A 1,698-nucleotide genomic window follows, 5' to 3' on the forward strand; every position below is an offset into this window, starting at 1 on the left:
GCCGTAGACCGCGGTGACGGCGATGACGTCGATGTAGGCCGCGGCCACGCCGGTGGCGGCCAGGGCGATCGCCCCTACCCGGCCGCCGGGACGGGTGTTGAACCACAACGCGGTGCCGACCAGCGCGGCGGCCAGCACCGCGCCCGCGGCGACGCGGAACTCGGGCCGCAGCAGGCCGGCTTGCGCGGCCAGCACCAACAGCAGGACAACACCGACCAGGGTGACCGCGACCCCGGCGACGGCCAGCAGCTTGCCGATCCACCCTTCTGACCGGGGTGTGGAGTCGGCGGGCCGCGGTGGCGGTGCAGCCACCGGTGGGTGGTACGGCAACGGCTGACCCGGCGGATACGAAGGCCAGTACGGCGGCGCGGCGGGCGCACTCGGTGGGCCCTGGGGTGCCGATGCGCCCGATTGCCACACCAACAACCGGTCGAGCTCGGCGACGTCGGTCGAGACCCTGTCGAGCTGGTGCGTCACGGCCGCGAGGTCGGCGCGGATCCTGGCGATCACGGCATGCGGTTCGGTCATGTGACCATGGTCGCAGCGCAGCACCGGCCTGCGAGAGAGTAGAACTACCCGTCCAAGCCGTGTTCGATCGCGTAGCGCGCCAACTCGACGCGGTTTCCGACCTGCAGCTTCCGGAATGTCGCCTGAACGTGGTTCTCCACCGTGCGGTGGCTCAGCGACAGCCGCGAGGCGATCTGCTTGGCGGTCAGGCCCTTGGCGACGTAACGCAGGATCTCGGTCTCACGCTCGGTCAGCGTCGGGCCGTCCGGCCCGGACACCCCTGCGGAGTCCCGCGCGATCCGACGGTATTCACCGAGCACCAGCCCGGCCAGGCCCGGAGTGAACACCGCCCGCCCCGCGGCCGTCGCCCGCACCGCCTCGCCGAGCTCCTCTCTGGAGGCGCTCTTGACCAGATAGCCGGTGGCGCCCGCCTTGACCGCCTCCAGCACATCCTCGCGCTCGTCGGAGGCACTCAACACCAGGACCCTCGACGACGGCGACGCCGCGAGCACCGCCGCGGTGGCCGCAGCGCCGTTTCCGTCCGCCAGCCTCATGTCCATCAGCACCACCTCGGGCGCTACGACCGCAGCACGGCGTTTCGCCGACGCCACCCCGTCGGCGGTGGCCACCACGTCGAATCCGTCGCCCTCGAGGTCACGGGCTACCGCGTCGCGCCAGATGGGGTGGTCGTCGACCACCATCACCGTCGTGCGGGGTTCGGTCATGCTTCCCGGCCCCCGGTGTGCGGCACGGTGAGTTCCCACTCGGTGCCTGCACCCGCACCGGTGCTCAACTCGGCACGCCCACCCAACGAATTCATCCTGCCCACAATCGACTTCGCGATACCGATCCGCCCCTCGCCGAGCGCCTCGGCCAGCCGACCGTCGGGAATCCCCACCCCGTCGTCACGCACGCTGACGGTGACCGAATCACCGAGGTCTTCGAGAAGAACATACGCCCGCGCACCGGGCCCGGCATGCGCCTCGGTGTTGTCCAGCGCGTTGAGCACCGCGGCCAACACCTCGTCGGCGACAGCCGCGTCCAGCAGCACCGGCCCGGCGGGAACACTCACCGACACCCGGTCGCGGGCGCGTCTGCGCAGCATCGCCGCAAGGTCGGCGGTGCCGGCATCGGAGGGCTCGGCGTCGCCGGAGCTGACCAGCCGACGCAGGGCGCGCTCCTGCTCACCGG

2 protein-coding genes and 1 pseudogene are annotated in these 1,698 nt (G+C 71.6%); all 3 read right to left on the reverse strand.

Translation table 11 applies throughout. The annotated features are described in order from the left end of the window. Nucleotides 1-528: pseudogene (locus tag ACXAID_RS27985) on the reverse strand (DUF2339 domain-containing protein); the annotation flags it as partial. Between the two features lie 44 nt (nt 529-572). Continuing rightward, complete coding sequence (locus ACXAID_RS27990) at nt 573-1,232, reverse strand: response regulator (RefSeq protein ID WP_475025419.1); 660 nt, start codon at nt 1,230-1,232, stop codon at nt 573-575. Then, the coding region (locus tag ACXAID_RS27995) for a sensor histidine kinase (RefSeq protein WP_475025420.1) at nt 1,229-1,698 on the reverse strand (470 nt) is incomplete at its 5' end. The genes ACXAID_RS27995 and ACXAID_RS27990, both read right to left, overlap by 4 nt.

The sequence above is a fragment of the Mycobacterium sp. ABE4_509 genome, assembly GCF_056160785.1.